This is a genomic window from Paenibacillus sp. LHD-38, assembly GCF_031157315.1.
Lineage (GTDB): Bacteria > Bacillota > Bacilli > Paenibacillales > Paenibacillaceae > Pristimantibacillus.
In genome coordinates, this window is record NZ_JAVIFU010000054.1 from 26,904 (window position 1) to 43,691 (window position 16,788).

Below are 16,788 nucleotides of genomic sequence, written 5' to 3' on the forward strand. Positions count from 1 at the left end.
AACGCAAAGAACAGGAACAGTAAAGCTTGTCCGGGAATGTTGGCAGCGCCGTTATGAATGAGCTTCATTCATGTACTGCTGCAACACAGAGAGCTGCGGGTTGGTGCAACGCAGTCGAAGGATGCTTGAAGCTCACCTGGGAGCGGAACAGTGGAAACGATGGCGGCATTTTTATAAATGCTGATCAGCCATGCAGGTACATTGTTACGGTTAACCTCCGTAATCGGGTGCATGTGAGTCAACATCCGGAGTTGGCCATATGCTTAAGTTGGGCGTCCCTGCTCGTTTGCGAGCGTATGGGAGTCAACAAGGGTGGTACCGCGCGGGTCTTTATAGCCTGTCGTCTCTTGATTCAAGAGACGACAGGCTTTTCTTGTTGTCTATGAAGTGAAGTATATGACCTTTAGTCGAATGTGCAGTAAACCATATAGAGTAGAAACGCAAGGAACAGGAGCAGTAGAACAATAAGCTGGCAAAACGGAATTCGCTAAACTCATGCTGAGCAGTGAGGAATCGAATCCGTACAGAGAGCTGCGGTGTGGTGCGACGCAGTCGAAGCTGAGTTTGAATCTCGCCTGGGAGCGGAACGGTGGAAAAGGGCTGCGTTACGGTTGTGACAGCCCATATCTACACCGTTACGGTTAGCCGCCGTCATCGGGCATTTAAGCGGGCATGGATTCCTGCGAGGTAAGCAAAGAACCTTTTATAAAGGGCAGCTTTGTCGAACTTCTGCGGTAAGATTCTGTCAATTAGAGTGGTACCACGGCAGCGAAAGCTCGTCGTCTCTTACAAGGAGACGGCGAGCTTTTTTTGTACCCAAAAAAGGATTTATCAATATCAATTTCAATCAAACCTTAGGAGGAAATAACAATGGCGAACGAAATGAAAAAAATACAAATATTCGATACGACTTTACGGGACGGTGAGCAATCACCAGGGGCTTCGATTGATTCGGAACGCAAAATCATCATTGCACGCCAGCTTGGAAAATTAGGAATTGATGTTATCGAGCCTGGTTTTCCCGTATCAAGTCCGGGCGAATTTGCTGCCGTACAGCAAATTTCCCGTGAGCTGCAGCATGTAGAAATTGCCGGTTTTGCTAGAGCAGTGAAGGTAGATATTGACGCTGCAGTAAAAGCGACACAGGATGCCGCTCGCAGACGTCTTCACCTGTTTATTTCATCGTCAGACATTCATCTGAATCACCAGCTGCGTAAATCGCGCGATGAAGTGGTGAAAATTGCCCGCGATATGGTCGCTTACGGCAAGCAATTCGTAGATGAGATCGAGTTCTCGGCAATGGATTCGACACGATCCGGCCGCGATTTTGTTATTCAGCTGGTTGAAGCGGTTATTGCGGAGGGGGCGACGATCATAAACCTTCCGGATACGCTGGGGTACGCGATGCCAGAGGAAATGAGGGAGCTGTTCCAAGCCGTTCGCAAGGAGGCGAGAGGTGGAGGCACGGTACGATACAGCGCACATTGCCACAATGATCTGGGCCTTGCCGTAGCAAACAGCATTGCAGCCATCCATGGGGGCGCTACGCAAATTGAAGTTACCGTAAACGGAATCGGCGAGCGCGCGGGCAACTGCTCCTTAGAAGAGCTGGTCATGGCCATTGAAACGCGCAAGGATGCGGTTCAAGCTGAAACAAACATTCAAATCGGCGAAATTTATGAAACTTCGCGTATCGTAAGCCGCGCGATGAACTTCCCGATTGCTTATAATAAACCCATTGTTGGACGGAATGCATTCCAGCATGAATCAGGAATCCATCAGGACGGCTTGCTGAAAAACCGCAATACGTATGAAATCATGGATCCTGAAGCGATGGGTATATCGCGGAACATGATTATTTTAGGAAAGCATTCCGGTCGCCATGCCATTAAACACCGTCTTTCAGAATACGGCATCGACATGACGGAAGATCAGCTTCAGAATGTGTATGACAAGTTCAAGGAGAAAGCTGATGCTCAAAAGATCGTTACGGACGATGAACTGATCCGTATCGCGGGAGAGCTTACCCAAACCCAGCCGGATCCATACGTACTGGTAGATCTTCATGTACACGCCGGCACACAGCGGTCGCGCACGGCAACGGTAACGATTCGTGAAAATGAGTTCGGAGCAGAGCAGTCTTACATCGCAATGGGAGCAGGCCCGATTGAAGCGGTTATCCATGCGATTCAACAAGCTATTCCAATAGCTGCCGAATTTGAGGATCTGGAGCTTCATTCGTTATCCACAGGCGAGGATGCTCATGGCGAAGCGGTTGTCAGCATTGTGCACCAGCAGCAGCGCTTCCGCGGGACTTCGATTCATAATGACATCGTGCTGGCAGCTGCACAGGCTTATGTATCAGCATGCAATCAAGCGGTTATGACAACAGGCAGCAGAGTAGTCGAAACAAAAACAAGCCGAGCGGCAAATTGATCTTTATGGAGAGCTAAGTCTTGTTATCCCTTAGTAGAAAATGTTTCTTCGTTCTCTACTATGGGATAATCAGCATTATTTTTGGAGTTAGCCTTATTAAAGGAGGCAAATGAAATGAATCATATCGTTCAATATTATAATCAATTTGATGAGTGGGGGCGTCTCGATAGAGCGCCCCTTGAGTTTATCGTGAATTGGCATTTTATAAGCCGATTTGTGCCTAAGGGCGGACATGTGTTGGATAACGGGGCTGGTCCCGGCAAATACGCCATGGAGCTTGCCCGGGGTGGGAATACCGTTACACTGACCGATTTGACGCCGAGGATGGTACAAATCGCACGCGAAAAAGCAGAGGAGCAGGCATTATTAGAACGTTTTATAGGTTTTCATGCAGCGGATGCCAGGAGCTTGAGCATGTTTTCCGACGAGACGTTCGATGCTTCGCTTATGATGGGGCCGCTCTATCATTTGCAGCTGCCAAGCGACAGGGAACAGGCTGTTAAAGAGCTGCACCGGGTGACGCGAAAGGACGGTTATGTGTTTGTCTCTTTTATGACAAGAATTAGGCATTTGCTTAATGCGCTGGCCGATCCGCAAAGCTGGAGACCTACCGACAATATGACTCAGATTCGGACTTTCTTGGAAACAGGCGTATTCAATCATTCAGATGAAGGAAGGTTTACGGGCGCTTATTCTTTTCATATAGATGATATTAAGCCTTTAATGGAAGCAAACGGGTTTGAAACCGTCAAGCTAATCGGTTCTTCGAGTATTGCCGGAGCGTTGACAAAGGAACAATTTAATTATTGGAATGCAACTGGGGATAACGAATATCGTTCGTTTATGCAATTGATCTATGATTCTGCAGAAAATGTTCATTTGTTAGGTTCATCGTCACATTTGTTGTATATAGGGATTAGAAAATAAAGCTAAACATTTGCCAATATTAGTGTTGTGCACAAAGTTATCCACAAACACCCCCCATTTTGTGTATAACATGCTGAAATACGCGAAAACACTGGATTTACGAAAGGTTAACACTGTGAACTAATGGGGGATAAAATTTATGCCATTAAACTGTGGATAATGTGAATAAAGTGGATAAATGAAATGAACGTGAGAAATTGTACCTATAAATCGACGAAATCCGCGGAATTCCTACTATAATACTAGAGCACTACTGACAGAATTAACTAACAATTTATACAGAACTGTTGATATCTTTGTGGATAACCGTGAATAGTTTTTTTTGGGTATTTGAAGATAGAATGAATCGATGCCCATTCTTTTGTTTTGCGCTTTCATTGCGGTCACGCAAAAAAATTGCGTGAATTACTAGACAGGTTTTCGGTGAAAAAGTTTGCCGCATGCGTTATCGTAAAACTATGACGCATACCAAAACATAAATCTCACCTTAAAGCTAGTAGCTTAAGAATGCTTAAGTGTGAATGGAGGTTAACCAAGGAATGGATAAGCAAACGATCATTCAGGTAAGCTCGGTCAGCAAGTATTATGGTGCGAATAGGGCAGTAGACCAAGTATCCTTCAAAGTGAACGAAGGTGAAATATTCGGTATTATCGGTACTCATGGTGCTGGAAAGACGACACTGCTAGAAATGCTAATGGGTATTCGCATGCCGGACCGAGGCAGCATTCGCATATACGGACATGATGTGGTTCTCGAAGCAGAACGGTTGAAGGAAGATATCGGTATTCATCTGCAGAGCACGACTTTAGTAGATAAAATGAATGTTCGTGAAGCAATGGAGATGTTTCAGGGCTTTTATAAACGGAAAAACAATTTGGATCGCATTATTGAACAATTCGGACTTAGCCCCTATTCGGATAAATTAGTAAAACGGTTATCTGGAGGTTGGAGACAACGGACGGCGCTCGCTATTGCACTCGTAAACGATCCGAAAATCATATTTTTGGATGAACCGACGACGGGACTCGATCCGCAGGCCAAGAGGGATTATTGGGCGCTGCTGCAGCTGCTTAAACAGCAGGGGAAAACCATTATTGTCGCTTCTCATGATATGGAAGAAATTCAGCGCAATTGCGATCGGGTTTCCGTCATGCGCAAGGGTGAATTCGTGACATGCGATAACCCGTCTACGTTAATTGCTCAGCTGCCGGGAGGCGGAATGACGATGGAAGCCGTTTATATGCATCACGCAGTTGAAATGGATGGGAGTGTAAGCGTATAAGGATAAACGGAGAATAACTTCGGCTTTTCAATGTATAGGCATACCTCAAGGAGGGCTTTTTAGTCAATGGATCATCGCGATCGCATCGAAAGTCCGTCAGTCGAGCGCAGAAAACTATTAGAAAAACGGATGGAGATGATTGCAAGTTTAATGAATCAAATGAATGAGGAGGAAAGTCAGAAGAAAGAAACGCAAAAGGAAAAAAAGCGCAAACGCATCTACGACTGCCACGGCATAAAGACACTACATTGGTTGGGACAATTTGTAACTACATTTCAGCGTATGTTCTCTTAATGAATTCATAGTATAATGATAGGATCTTGATTTGGCGGAGGATCGCTTGTGAAAGATTGTATTCCACTCATTGGACAACAAATGCAGAAGCAGGTTCAGCGCTTTTTTACAGCTGAGCCTCTTCTTCGTTTTGCAGAAGTATTTATTGAGGACAAGCTGGCTGAATCGCTTCGGTTTGGTCAGCTGACAGTGCTGCACTATGATATGTTCGGCGGTCAAGGAGAAGATCCCTACAAAGCAGCCGCAGCAGTGGAGCTATTTATACTGGCATCGGATATATTAGACGATATACAGGATCAGGATGCGCCGCATAAGCCTTGGATGCAAGCGCCTCTAGCTGTAGCGCTTCATGTTGCGACAGCGCTCCTTACCTTGTCGCAGCAAGCAATGCTTCAAAGCACTTCGAATGCTGAGAAGCGAATTGCACTTTTAGATATGATGAATGAGCAGCTGATGAAGTCGGCAAACGGCCAGATGTTAGATATTTTGAATGAAATGAATGACGAGCAAGCCTATTTGGAAGTCATAAAGCAAAAATCCGCGGCATTGCTTCAATTCGCTTGCATGACAGGCGTTATGCTGGCGGGGCGCCCTTGGCATCCTATCGTTGCAGAATATTCGTTTGAAATTGGCCTAGCTGCCCAGATTCAAAATGATTTGCGAGATTTGCTGAGATGGGACGATAAAAGCGACTTTTTGCAAAAAAAGCGGACGTTGCTTACACTATATTTAATAGAAGGCGATGCGGAAGAGGACCTTTGGATCAGGGAGTATTTTCAAGGAAGCCGAACGGTTGAAGAAGTTTCCATGAACCATGAGATTTTTCTCGAAGCATGCGAAAGAACAGGTACTATATTATACGGGTCTGTAATGAGCCGAATGCACTACAACAGGTTTGAAGAATTACTAGACGATATACAGGAAATTAGTCCTTGGAAATCGACATTTTTGCATATAATAAACCCTAAAACTACATAATAACCAACAAAGATATCAAATCACGCAAAAGTCATTTCGGTAAATACGAATCACTTTTGCGTTTCATGTCGATTCATTTCCTGTTATATTATATTAGTATACTAGTTTTCTAAATATTAGTAGAGAAGCGGAGGAGTTAAAATGTTAAAAGAAACAATTCGTCAGTTGGTAAGCAGCACTGGAAAAATGTCTATGGCTATGGGTGGTCAACTGCAAATTGCAGGTGTTTCAGCAGCTGAACAAAAAGCTCTTCTTGGCGAACTTAAAGAAAAAAATGAAAAAAACAGCGGCTACGCTTATATGTGGAGCTAAACTTTTAACTATGCTTGAAGGGAAGAGGACAACATGAAACCTACACTATTGAATCGCATTATTGTAATCCTCTTCCTGGCAGTATTTTTATCATCGTTATTGTATCTGACTTCAGTTATAGTCCGGGTACCATCGATAGGTGTGGTACTGATTAAGGATTCTAGTGATCGTTATATCGTGAAATCAATAGAACCAGCGGGACAGGCAGAGGTAAAAGGAATTCAGGTAGGCGACCAAATAATCGAGGTAAACGGAAAACCCGTAAAGGAATTCCGCAACGTTGAGAAATATAACTCAATCGAGTACGCCGATAATGTTCTTATCTTACATAAAGACAATGTTCAGCAAGCGATAGCTTTTCCAAAAGGCTGGACAGGTGATCATTCACTCTGGGAACTATTGATTCAGTTGTACATCCCAGGTATATCACTTGTTATTTTTTGTGCCTTCTCAGGTTTTCTGTATGTAAAGCGCAGGAATGACAAGGCCGTTATTATGCTTATTCTATTTTTTATTTCAATTGGAATCAGCTATTATAGCTCAGCTGCGTCCTATCGCAGCGATCCTGTAGGAATCACTATAATATATCTCTTATTGCCTGTTATATCTTTGTTATTCATGGGCTTTATGAATATTTATTTACAAAGATTCGATGTTCAGTTTATTAGCAGGAAGCTATTGCGGACATTGTTTGGTGTTGCAGGAGTAGTAGGCGTCGCAAGCCTGCTATATATTTGGACGGATTTGTTTCCTATTCAATTTTATAGCTATATTGAGATGGCCTTTAGCGGCATTGTGCTTTTAGGCAATTTACTATGCGTTTATAAGCTTATTCGTAAGTTTATCAAACACCGGAATACGAAATTACATTCCTTGTTTACTATTACTTTGATTTCGCATCTGGTAGCATTTACTCCATTCGCAACACTCAATTTGCTCCCGCAAATATTTGGGGAAAGCCAAATATTACCGGCAGCTTTTACTGCGCTTTTCTTATTCGTTCTGCCAATCGTTTATTTCTATCTCTCAACCTCAAATCAATTATTCGATATTGATTTTATATTGACTAGATTTAAATACTATACGGCGCTTGCTTTCATTCCAGCTGTTATTGTAGCTGCACTTGTGGTGTTTGTACTACTAGGAGAGAACAATCCGTCATGGACCGCATGGTTTGGCGTGTTTTTTGTCATCTACATCGGAATGACGTTGTTTTTATATGCGAAGGAACAGATTGATCAGCGATTCAGGCCAAAGCTCTTTAAGGCAATGTACAGCTATCAAGATAGTTTGGATCGTTTTTCACGTAAGATTGCCAGGGTTATGAAGCAAAGCGATTTGGAAGCCGTTCTAAAACAAGAGATTTCTGATCTTTTGCCAGTCAATCGAATTACCTTTTTGCTCGTGGAGCAAGCAGAGAATACCGTATATCCGATGGGCGAGCACCCGGAGGAGCTTATTACAGCAGAATTTTTGTTAGGAACGGTAAATTCCCTGCAGGTAGGCGAACTGATAGAGCTTCCTTATGGGCTTGGCCTTGTAATCGGTAGACAGCGTTCAAGGTATCATATCCTGTGGATTGGGATGAAGACCAATCACACCCGCTTCAACTCGGACGAGCTTCGCTGGCTGAAGACGATGTCGAACTACTCCAGTATTGTTTTCGAAAACTTATATTTAATCGAAGGATTAATCGAGGATTTGGAATCAGAGGTACGCAAGGAACATTCAACCTCGCCTTGGGTTCTTCGCCTTCTATTCTGCTTGTCTGAGAACGAGAGAAGAAAGCTTGCTGCGGATTTGCATGACTCAGCGCTTCAGGACCAACTGCTTTGGTACAGGAAGCTGGAAGCCATTATGATGGACTATCCGATATCGAATAGTCTAGGCCGTGAGCTTGAGGATATAAAAGAAGGGCTTCTCGATGTCATCCATCAAATACGAGAAACCTGCAATGAGCTGCGTCCGCCTCTTTTGAAAGAGATGGGTGTAGTTGAGGCTGTGGAATCCATTATTGAGCATACTCAAATGCGTGTGAATTTCGCGGTCGATTTCCGTGCCAAATCGTTTAACCGCCCGCTAAATGAAGAGCAAATAACGGCGATTTATCGTATTGTGCAGGAGTTGCTGCGCAATGCGGATAAACACTCGCAAGCTAAACTAGTTATCCTTGAACTTGAGCTGCGAAAAGGAACTATATATTTCCGATACCAAGATGATGGTGTCGGTATGGATGTCAATCAAATGATTGTTTCTTTTGAGCACATGGGCTTGTCAGGAATTAAAGAGCGGGTGACAGGACTTGAAGGAGATATATCTTTTTATTCTCAAAGCGGTAACGGCCTGGAGGTTGTTATATTATTGCCAGAGATTATGACAACCGGTAGATCGGAGAGGGGTATATCGCGTGATTCGTATCTTATTAGTTGATGATCATCCTTCCGTTGGGGAAGGGACGAAAACAATGATCGAGCAAGATAGCGAAATGTCGGTATCGGTTGTTTTATCTGCAATCGAAGCGCTGGATATCGTGCAAATTGAGCATTTTGATCTCATATTATGTGATTTAAATATGCCTGGCATTAGCGGATTAGAATTGACGAAGCGACTAATACAACAGGATCCCGAACGCAAGGTTATTATATACTCCGGCTACGAAATCGGTTCGCATTTTAATTTGCTTATCGAATCGGGTGTATCCGGCTTTATATCCAAGACCGTATCAAGAGAACAGCTCCATAATGCAATAAGATGCGCTATGAGAGGGGAAACGGTGATCCCTATTACGCTGCTAAAGCAGCTGAGGCGGCATGAAGTGACCATAGGTCGCACGGAAGTAACGATTGAGGATGTATCCATCAACGAGAAGGAACAAACGATCTTACATGAGGTGGCTACCGGTATTAGCAACAAAGAGCTGGCAGCCATGCTTCACGTAAGCCAAAGAAACGTGGAATATCAGCTTTCGCGAATATTCGATAAACTTAATGTGCGTTCTCGTTCCGAAGCGATCAAAGAGGCACAGCGATTAGGCTTAATAAGCTTAGAGCAATATTAGAAATGCATGCATTCGTTTCTTTATCCAGCTAAGTATTAAAGGGATTAATAGTAAACGGCAGATTAGGGCTTTGGCCTTAATCTGCCGTTTCGTATGCGGGCTATTGTTAATGGCCCGAAGCTTTATCCAATAAGCTAAGCATATAGGCATCAAGTCGTTGGATCATCAAAGCATCAGTTAACCCGGTTACTCCAAATGCGGGCCAGCCCGGATACACGGATGGCGGCCCAAAAAGGATATCGATTAAAGACAAGAGATCCCAGTAAGGCTCATATTGAAAGCGTGAACCTGCATGCTTCTCATAAGCGTTCAGAAAAGCATCCGCAGTATTAATGCCATAAAGCTGAGCTAAATTTAATCGACAATGGCCGATGTCAATTCCAGCAGGCCCTTGGCACGCATTCACCCAATCGACAACGCCGCTTATTTGGTTATGCTGCCATAATACATTAGTAGGATGATAATCACGATGTATAAAGCATGGTTTCGCAATGGGGCGAGGTCCTTTTACTAGGGCAATTACCTTGCTCCAATCCTCCTTAAAGCTAGACCAAGAGGGAGCTTCCAAGGCAGGGACATCATTGTAGGTAAAGTAGCTCCAAGGATAATCCTTCGCCTCAGTCGTATGGATTTGAGCGAGCGTTTTCGCCAGCCCATCGACCCAACTATCCATATCTGGAGGCTGCAGGTCTACGGTACCCTCAAGCTGAGTCATTAGAACAGCAGGTATTCCGCAATCCATGCCTGTTTCGTCAAAAGCTAGGATTTGCGGAGTTGGCACGCCCGTCTTTGCTGCCCATCGGAGGTTTTCAGCTTCATGAAGCGCCAAATCAGGCTCTTGGCGAAGCCATTCGGCATTGTCGAATTGACGTAAAACGACTTTTGATTCGACGGCTTGAACTTCAAGGGTGATACTGTGAACGATGGAGGACATTCCGCCATGCAGACGAGTAATGGATTGAACGGAAGCAAGCGGGTGAATCGCTGCAGCCACCCACTTGAGAAGGCGATCTGGAAGTATTTGATTTGAAATGACAGTCATATTTTCCCGTCCTTTCCCAAATTAATCAGCTCTTCTTACATGTACTGCTCCCATTCCTCATAAGCGGCAGCTAAAGAGGTTTTGCGCGATTCGATGGCTGCTTGAATTTCTTGGATGCGGATATAATCATTGAAAATGCCGGGATCAGCCAGCTGTTCCTCCAATTCGGTAACTTGCTGCTCTAATGAAGCGATATCTTGTTCCAATTGCTCAAGTTTGCGCTGCCTAGTCCGTTCTTCCCGTTTGGCTTGTTTGTCGGCCTCATACGAATTCGTCGGTATATTGTCGGTTACGCTGGCAGATTTCGAGCCGGAAGCTTGTTTTGACAGCGCTTCGAGCCTTGCTTCCTCGATTTCATTTTTTTTCTCTATCATTTCGTCATAATTTCCTAGGAAATGATCGGTTCCTGACGGTTTGAGTTCGACAATTCGTTCAGCCATCTTGTTTAGGAAGTACCGGTCATGTGAAATGAAGAGCAAGGTTCCTTCATAATCAAGCAAGGCTGCTTCAAGAACTTCCTTGCTGAAGAGATCGAGATGGTTGGTAGGCTCATCCAAAATCAACACATTGGCCTGAGCCAGCATAAGCTTGGCCAAAGAAACGCGAGCCTTCTCACCGCCGCTAAGCGAAGAGACCCGCTTCAGTACATCTTCGCCGCTGAATAAGAAGTTACCGAGAACAGTGCGTATTCGAGCTTCTTCCATATGGGAGTATTGGCCCCATACTTCTTCAAGGACGGTATTTTGGCCGTTAAGTCTAGTCTGTTCTTGATCGTAATAACCGACCTTTACATGGGTTCCGAATCTGACGTTACCTGCAGTAGGCTCGTTTTGACCGACAATAACCTTAAGCAGCGTCGATTTTCCAATACCGTTAGGGCCGATTAAGGCAACGGTCTCGCCGCGGGTAAGCTGGAAGGACACATTGCGAAAAATCGGTGTATCTTTCTCGGCGAAAGTGACGGAAACATCATTAACTGCGAGTACATCTTTTCCTGTCGGACGTTCGATTTCGAAGGTGAAATGCGCTTTCTTCAAATCGCCTTGAGGCTTGTCCAGACGGTCCATTTTGTCGAGTGCTTTGCGTCTGCTTTGCGCACGCTTGGTTGTCGAAGCGCGAACGATATTGCGTTGGACGAATTGTTCCATTCGCGAAATTTCATCCTGCTGCTTTTCAAATTGCCGCATATTGATTTCATATTCCGCGGCTTTAAGCTCCATATAGCGGCTGTAATTGCCGGTATAACGCTTCGCGGTGTGCCGCTCAATTTCAATAATGGTTTGGGCGAGCGCATCGAGAAAGTAACGGTCATGAGAAACGACCAGAATGGCACCCGAATATCCGCGCAAATAAGATTCTAGCCAGGTTAATGTCTCAATATCGAGATAGTTGGTAGGCTCGTCCAGCATCAGCAAATCAGGCGCTTGAAGCAGGATGCGCGCAAGCGCCAGGCGCGTCTTCTGGCCTCCGCTAAGTGTCGAGATTAACGTGTCGGATGGAAAACTTCCGAAGCCCATCCCATGCAGGACGCTGTTGATGCGGGTATTGATTTCGAATCCGCCCTGTTCCCGGTACCAATCCGAGCGCTTGGCATAACGATCAAGCGTATCCGCATAACGTTTCTCGTCCCTATGAAGAGCCGGGTCTGCAATTTTGATCTCAAGGTCGCGAAGCTCCTGCTCCGCTTCGATTAGATGTGAGAAAACGGCACGCATCTCTGCTTCAATGGTCCGATTGGATTGCAGGCCGCTGTTCTGGGCGAGATACCCGATTTTTGTTTCTTTTGCTTTGTGAACGGCACCTGAATCAGCAGACATTTCACCTGCGATTATTTTGAGGAGCGTTGATTTCCCGGCGCCGTTTACGCCAACGAGACCGATACGTTCCCGCTCCTGCACCTGCATAGAAATATTGGATAATACGACATTTACGCCGTAGCTCTTTGTAATGTTAGAAACCTGCAGCAGCATTTTGAAACCTCCAACAAAAAATTGTAAAGAACGAATGCTTTTACTACTTAATAGTGTACCATAAACGAGCGCTGGCATTGGCGAAAGTTGCATAACAGTGGTAAACTACTTTTAATGAAAGAAAATGATTGGGACTAGAATAGGTGAGTGTTTTGGTTGAACCAAATCAACTGGGCGATAAAGCTTACATACGTAATCAAATGACGATTAAACGAAACAGCTTGTCTTCGGAGCAGCGGAAATTATGGTCAGAAGCTGCTTGTGCGAAGGCGGAAAAATTACTCGAGAGCCGAAATGCCGATGCATTTATGGTTTACGTAGCTTTCCGAAGCGAGCTTGATTTATCACGACTCATTGAATGGGGCTGGCGCACAGGACGGGATGTCCTTGCACCGCGATGCTTAGCCGCAGACCGGTCAATGACGCTGCATTATTTGCGGAGTTGGGACGACCTGATGCCTGGAGCTTACGGCATCATGGAACCGAATCCCGATAAAACGCCAAGACTGGATGATTATGCTCCTTCCGTTGTTTTTGTTCCAGGTATCGCTTTTAATGAGCATGGTGGCCGTCTTGGCTACGGCGGTGGTTATTACGACCGTTTTGCTGAAACCTACCAAGGAAAAAGCGGTAAGGCAGCGAATACGTTATGGATCGGAATGTCGTTTGAGGATCAGCTTACAGCAGAAATTCCGCATGAGCGGCATGACTTGAAAATGGATGGCTTGATTACTGAGCGCGGCATCTACTTGCTTTAGCGAGAGGTATGAACGCGATACGTGCTTGAGCCGTTAGAAGGCAAAGTATTCGATTACGCTAGAAGGAGCGATAGAGGTGGAGTTGACACATTTTAACGAGCAAGGTCGAGCAAGGATGGTGGACATCTCCGATAAGGAAGTCACTTCACGTACGGCAGTCGCTCAAACCAAGGTAACAATGAACCAAGAAACGTTAACGCAAATCAAGGCGGGTAAAATCGGTAAAGGCGATGTGCTTGCAGTTGCCCAAGTGGCAGCAGTCATGGCTGCCAAAAAAACATCAGATTGGATTCCAATGTGCCACCCACTTCCTCTTACAGGCATAAATGTGGTATTCAGCGATAATGGGACGGATGAGCTTTACATCGAAGGAACAGTGAAGACGACCGGGAAAACCGGCGTTGAAATGGAAGCTCTGACAGCCGTCTCAGCTGCAGCGTTAACGGTATACGACATGTGCAAGGCGCTGCAAAAGGATATGATCATCGGGCCTACTCAGCTCGTTTCCAAAACGGGCGGTAAAAGCGGCGATTATCAGATTTCGTTAAACCCATGAGCGAACAAGGGATGGGAGGAATGGTAAATGCGGTGGAAGGTAGCAATATTAACAGCAAGCGATAAAGGCTCACGCGGAGAACGAGAAGATACAAGTGCCCAGGTTATTCGTGAGCTGGTGGAGGAAGAGTTGGGCGGCGAAATCATCGATTATCGCATCGTTCCGGATGAGCAGGATGAAATTATGGCAGCTCTTATCGAAATGACGGAGTATTTTCATGCTGATCTGGTACTAACGACAGGCGGAACGGGTCTTGCGCTCCGTGATGTTACACCTGAAGCAACGCTAAAGGTCATTGATCGTGTGGTGCCGGGTCTGGCAGAGGCAATGCGAATGGGAGCTCTCCAAAAGACAAGAAGAGCGATGCTCTCGAGAGGCGTATGCGGAATAAGAGGCAGCTCGCTCATTATAAACCTGCCTGGCAGTCCTAAAGGGGTACATGAGAGTTTAATGGCCATCATGGATCAATTGCCGCATGCACTGAACATTTTATCCGGACAACTGGGGGATCATAGCGTATGAGTCAGAAAAGGCAGCATTCAGAGGACGAAGTCCAGCAGCATGGATCGACCGTTCTTAAAGAGGTGTCGGTATATGATGCAATCGGATTGCGCTTGGCTCATGATTTGACACGTATTATTCCCGGACAATTTAAAGGCCGTTTATTCAAAAGAGGGCATATCGTGACAGAATCAGATATTCCTAACCTTCTTGATATCGGCAAAGAGCATATATATATTATGGAGCTGGGCGAAAGTGAGCTTCATGAGGATGATGCGGCCATTCGTATGGCCGAAGCGTTATATGGGGATCAGCTCATGCTGTCGGAGCCTCATGAGGGAAAAGTAAGCATCAAATCGAAGCTGCTTGGCCTTGCTGAGGTTGATAAGGGAATGGTTTATGCCATTAATGAGCTGGGCGAAATAGCGCTGGCTACAATCAGGTCGAAGTCGGTCGTTAAGCCAGGACAGCCGCTTGCCGCAACGAGAGCGATTCCGCTTGTCGTACCGAAAACGAAGGTGGAGACGGTAGAGAGGCTGGCTGCGGAATATCGCAAGGCAAATGGCGGCGCAGCTCCGCTGCGTGTTCGCCCTTTCCGTAAATTTCGCGTAGGGTTGCTAACGACTGGCGGAGAAGTATTTAATGGCAGAATAGAGGATAAATTTGGCCCGGCCGTTAGAGGCAAGCTGGAGGAACTTGGTTCAGAGGTTGCAGAGCAGCGTTTTTCTCCCGACGATCGACAAACAATTGTCAAGGAAATACACTATTTGCTCGAACAACGATATGATATGATACTTGTAACAGGCGGAATGTCGGTTGACCCCGATGATCGCACGCCAGGCGCAATTAAAGCCGCAGGAGCGGATATCGTAAGCTATGGTACGCCAATGCTTCCAGGTTCAATGCTGCTTGTCGGTTATATCAATGGCGTGCCGATTATGGGACTGCCGGGATGCGTCATGCATGATCCTTATACATCTTTCGACGTGCTTCTGCCGCGGGTTTTAGCGGGCGATACCATAGTACGCGAAGATATTGTCAGTATGGGATACGGCGGTTTAAACAACTGTTAGTTTTTGCTGCTTACGAAGTAAGCTTACTGCGTAAAGCTTTAAGGAGGTATACAACATGTCAGGAATAGGTGCAACGGGTATTATACTGCTCGTTCTGGTTGCTTTACTTCTGTTTGGACCGAATAAGCTGCCAGAGCTTGGACGTGCTTTTGGACGGACGCTGCGTGAATTCAAATCCGGAGCGAGAGAGATGATGGATGACGAGGACCGTAAGGACAAGGATTCGAGCCGCGTTGAAGTGAGTCGTTCGGAAAATAATGATAAAGACAATAAGCGGCTTCCGGACTAATCGGGCCCGCTTTTTTCTTGAAAAAAAAGGCTGTTAATGCTTGGCGAAGGAGGTAAGTACGGGTGGGATCGGATGCAAATAATAAAACGGAGCAGACATCGCGTAAAGCGCTTCTTCAACAAGAAGGGCTCATGCCGCTTCTAGAGCATCTTGGAGAACTGCGGAAGCGCATAGTCTACGTGCTCGTTATACTGACGATAGGCTTAGTAGTCGGATTAATACTGGCACAGCCTACTTATAATTTTCTAATGAGCCAGAAGCCGGCAAATACGATTTCATTACATACGTTTTCACTTTGGGACGGTATCGGCATGTATATGAAATTCGCTTTTGTTATCGCCTTGATTATTGCGCTTCCTATGATTGCTTATCAGCTCTGGGCATTCGTAAAGCCGGCCCTGCGCAAAAACGAGCAGCGATCCACGCTTAAATACGTTCCATTCGCGCTAATTATGTTTTTAATTGGCCTGGCGTTTTCGTATTATGTCGTGTTTCCTCTCGCGTTCAACTTCACAAGGACGGTCTCGCAGCATTTAAATCTCGAGGAAACCTATGGGATCGCGCAATATTTTACGTTTATGTTTAATTTGCTTATTCCGATATCACTTCTTTTCGAGCTGCCGCTTGTCATCATGTTTTTGACGGCGATTCGATTGGTGAATCCAAAACGGCTTCGCAAAATGCGCAGGCTGGCATACTTCGTTATGGTACTTATCGGGGTAATGATTACGCCGCCAGATTTCATATCGGATATCTTAGTGGCCATTCCCTTAATTATTTTATACGAAGTCAGCGTGTTTTTATCGGGTACGGTCCATAGAAAACAATTGGCAGCGGATGCGAAATGGGAAGCGGAATACGGAGAGTCATGGAATAACGCTTAACGGGAAGAAGAGGGAAATCCTCTTCTTCCTTTTTTGTTTTATAAACGATTATAGGAATAAGTTTTCGCTTATAAATCTGCTTTTATATTAACGTATCACCGTGAAACGATTGTTTTTTCTGCAAAGAAGTACGACGACATAATAATCCCGATTAAGAACCTTGATAAATCAAGGTTCTTTTTTATTTGTACGGATTTTCTTGTCGTTTTTTTTGGACATGAAAATCCCCATGATACTGTACTAGCGACAAAAAAACCACCTTATTACGGTTTATTTAAGTCTTACTTGGACAAAAATTGATACTAAGAAACTCAAACTTCGCAGAGCGAAATTGGCTTTAAACCCTTGATAAGTATAGCTAAACCAAGAAAATATTAATCTCTTGCAAAATAGAAAACACCGCTTCGGTTTGGTATAGTGATTGTGA

General features: G+C 45.1%; 16 protein-coding genes. 14 read left to right on the forward strand and 2 right to left on the reverse strand.

Annotated elements, in window-relative coordinates:
• The first annotated feature begins 882 nt into the window (after positions 1-882).
• The 8 genes from RCO25_RS29155 to RCO25_RS29190 all read left to right on the forward strand — a co-directional run bounded on the left by RCO25_RS29155 (position 883) and on the right by RCO25_RS29190 (position 9,288).
• Positions 883-2,436 carry a 2-isopropylmalate synthase gene (locus RCO25_RS29155; RefSeq protein WP_483874729.1) on the forward strand — a complete coding sequence of 518 codons (1,554 nt, stop codon included), beginning with the start codon at positions 883-885 and terminating at the stop codon, positions 2,434-2,436.
• Positions 2,437-2,550: 114 nt separating this feature from the next.
• The gene (locus RCO25_RS29160) at positions 2,551-3,363 is read left to right on the forward strand and encodes a class I SAM-dependent methyltransferase (protein ID WP_308999589.1); all 813 of its coding nucleotides are present in this window, start codon (positions 2,551-2,553) and stop codon (positions 3,361-3,363) included.
• A 539-nt stretch (positions 3,364-3,902) separates the two neighbouring features.
• On the forward strand, positions 3,903-4,646 hold the full coding sequence (locus RCO25_RS29165; protein ID WP_308999590.1) for an ABC transporter ATP-binding protein: 744 nt from the start codon (positions 3,903-3,905) through the stop codon (positions 4,644-4,646).
• Positions 4,647-4,712: 66 nt separating this feature from the next.
• Positions 4,713-4,940: a hypothetical protein gene (locus tag RCO25_RS29170; RefSeq protein WP_308999591.1), complete on the forward strand. Its 228-nt coding sequence runs from the start codon at positions 4,713-4,715 to the stop codon at positions 4,938-4,940.
• 48 nt (positions 4,941-4,988) lie between these two features.
• Positions 4,989-5,918, forward strand: a complete 930-nt coding sequence (locus RCO25_RS29175) for a polyprenyl synthetase family protein (protein ID WP_308999592.1) — start codon at positions 4,989-4,991, stop codon at positions 5,916-5,918.
• Positions 5,919-6,059: 141 nt separating this feature from the next.
• On the forward strand, positions 6,060-6,230 hold the full coding sequence (locus RCO25_RS29180) for a competence pheromone ComX (RefSeq protein WP_308999593.1): 171 nt from the start codon (positions 6,060-6,062) through the stop codon (positions 6,228-6,230).
• A gap of 33 nt (positions 6,231-6,263) precedes the next feature.
• Positions 6,264-8,660: an ATP-binding protein gene (locus RCO25_RS29185; protein ID WP_308999594.1), complete on the forward strand. Its 2,397-nt coding sequence runs from the start codon at positions 6,264-6,266 to the stop codon at positions 8,658-8,660.
• On the forward strand, positions 8,638-9,288 hold the full coding sequence (locus RCO25_RS29190) for a response regulator (protein ID WP_308999595.1): 651 nt from the start codon (positions 8,638-8,640) through the stop codon (positions 9,286-9,288). Before RCO25_RS29185 ends, RCO25_RS29190 begins: the two co-directional genes overlap by 23 nt.
• A 106-nt stretch (positions 9,289-9,394) precedes the next feature.
• On the opposite strand, the gene RCO25_RS29195 is transcribed toward RCO25_RS29190, so the two are convergent.
• Complete coding sequence (locus RCO25_RS29195) at positions 9,395-10,330, reverse strand: phosphotransferase family protein (protein WP_308999596.1); 936 nt, start codon at positions 10,328-10,330, stop codon at positions 9,395-9,397.
• A 35-nt stretch (positions 10,331-10,365) separates the two neighbouring features.
• A complete protein-coding gene (locus RCO25_RS29200; RefSeq protein WP_308999597.1) occupies positions 10,366-12,300 on the reverse strand; it encodes an ABC-F family ATP-binding cassette domain-containing protein in 1,935 nt (644 codons plus the stop codon).
• Positions 12,301-12,452: 152 nt separating this feature from the next.
• Between RCO25_RS29200 and RCO25_RS29205 the strand changes: the two genes are divergently transcribed.
• The 6 genes from RCO25_RS29205 to tatC all read left to right on the forward strand — a co-directional run bounded on the left by RCO25_RS29205 (position 12,453) and on the right by tatC (position 16,361).
• Entirely contained in the window at positions 12,453-13,058 is a 606-nt protein-coding gene (locus RCO25_RS29205) for a 5-formyltetrahydrofolate cyclo-ligase (protein WP_308999598.1), read from the forward strand.
• 76 nt (positions 13,059-13,134) lie between these two features.
• On the forward strand, positions 13,135-13,614 hold the full coding sequence (gene moaC, locus RCO25_RS29210) for a cyclic pyranopterin monophosphate synthase MoaC (protein WP_308999599.1): 480 nt from the start codon (positions 13,135-13,137) through the stop codon (positions 13,612-13,614).
• A 27-nt stretch (positions 13,615-13,641) separates the two neighbouring features.
• On the forward strand, positions 13,642-14,136 hold the full coding sequence (locus RCO25_RS29215; protein ID WP_308999600.1) for a MogA/MoaB family molybdenum cofactor biosynthesis protein: 495 nt from the start codon (positions 13,642-13,644) through the stop codon (positions 14,134-14,136).
• Positions 14,133-15,188 carry a molybdopterin-binding protein gene (locus tag RCO25_RS29220; protein WP_308999601.1) on the forward strand — a complete coding sequence of 352 codons (1,056 nt, stop codon included), beginning with the start codon at positions 14,133-14,135 and terminating at the stop codon, positions 15,186-15,188. The genes RCO25_RS29215 and RCO25_RS29220 overlap by 4 nt, the downstream gene beginning before the upstream one ends.
• Positions 15,189-15,243: 55 nt before the next feature.
• The gene (locus RCO25_RS29225) at positions 15,244-15,477 is read left to right on the forward strand and encodes a twin-arginine translocase TatA/TatE family subunit (RefSeq protein WP_308999602.1); all 234 of its coding nucleotides are present in this window, start codon (positions 15,244-15,246) and stop codon (positions 15,475-15,477) included.
• 131 nt (positions 15,478-15,608) lie between these two features.
• Entirely contained in the window at positions 15,609-16,361 is a 753-nt protein-coding gene (tatC, locus tag RCO25_RS29230; protein WP_308999604.1) for a twin-arginine translocase subunit TatC, read from the forward strand.
• The last annotated feature ends 427 nt before the right edge of the window (positions 16,362-16,788 follow it).

Bases quoted from the DNA above. Each gene is read 5' to 3' on its own strand.
- RCO25_RS29220 (WP_308999601.1), top strand. From the start codon at position 14,133: ATGAGTCAGAAAAGGCAGCATTCAGAGGACGAAGTCCAGCAGCATGGA.
- RCO25_RS29155 (WP_483874729.1), top strand. From the start codon at position 883: ATGAAAAAAATACAAATATTCGATACGACTTTACGGGACGGTGAGCAA.
- RCO25_RS29165 (WP_308999590.1), top strand. From the start codon at position 3,903: ATGGATAAGCAAACGATCATTCAGGTAAGCTCGGTCAGCAAGTATTAT.
- RCO25_RS29160 (WP_308999589.1), top strand. From the start codon at position 2,551: ATGAATCATATCGTTCAATATTATAATCAATTTGATGAGTGGGGGCGT.
- RCO25_RS29170 (WP_308999591.1), top strand. From the start codon at position 4,713: ATGGATCATCGCGATCGCATCGAAAGTCCGTCAGTCGAGCGCAGAAAA.
- RCO25_RS29215 (WP_308999600.1), top strand. From the start codon at position 13,642: ATGCGGTGGAAGGTAGCAATATTAACAGCAAGCGATAAAGGCTCACGC.
- RCO25_RS29180 (WP_308999593.1), top strand. From the start codon at position 6,060: ATGTTAAAAGAAACAATTCGTCAGTTGGTAAGCAGCACTGGAAAAATG.
- RCO25_RS29185 (WP_308999594.1), top strand. From the start codon at position 6,264: ATGAAACCTACACTATTGAATCGCATTATTGTAATCCTCTTCCTGGCA.
- RCO25_RS29225 (WP_308999602.1), top strand. From the start codon at position 15,244: ATGTCAGGAATAGGTGCAACGGGTATTATACTGCTCGTTCTGGTTGCT.
- RCO25_RS29200 (WP_308999597.1), bottom strand. From the start codon at position 12,300: ATGCTGCTGCAGGTTTCTAACATTACAAAGAGCTACGGCGTAAATGTC.
- tatC (WP_308999604.1), top strand. From the start codon at position 15,609: ATGCCGCTTCTAGAGCATCTTGGAGAACTGCGGAAGCGCATAGTCTAC.
- RCO25_RS29195 (WP_308999596.1), bottom strand. From the start codon at position 10,330: ATGACTGTCATTTCAAATCAAATACTTCCAGATCGCCTTCTCAAGTGG.